Here is a 331-nt window from a genome sequence, read left to right as displayed (position 1 = left end):
GCGGAGCTCGCCGCCGTACAGCGCATCGTCGCCGGTGAGCAGTACATGAGCGTCTTCAAGTCCTACCCGTCGGAAGCCAACGCCGTCGCCGAGATGGCCGTCGCGCTGGCCAAGGGCGAGAAGCTGGACTCCATCGCCAAGGACAAGGTCTCCAGCGACAGCGCGAAGGACGTCCCGTCCGCGCTGATCCCGGTCGTGTCGCTGACCACGGAGAACATCAACGACACGGTCATCAAGGAGGGCTTCTACACGGTCCCCGAGATCTGCACCGCGAAGTACAAGCTGTCTCTTATACACATCTGACGCTGCCGACGAAGGCTTAGGTGTAGAT

General features: G+C 61.9%; 1 pseudogene. It reads left to right on the top strand.

Annotated elements, in window-relative coordinates:
* Positions 1–303: pseudogene (locus tag OO69_RS48445) on the top strand (ABC transporter substrate-binding protein); the annotation flags it as partial.
* Positions 304–331: the final 28 nt, after the last annotated feature.

It is taken from the genome of Streptomyces sp. NRRL F-525 (assembly GCF_000716605.1).
Taxonomy (GTDB): domain Bacteria; phylum Actinomycetota; class Actinomycetes; order Streptomycetales; family Streptomycetaceae; genus Streptomyces.
This window is presented reverse-complemented; position numbering and strand designations above follow the sequence as displayed.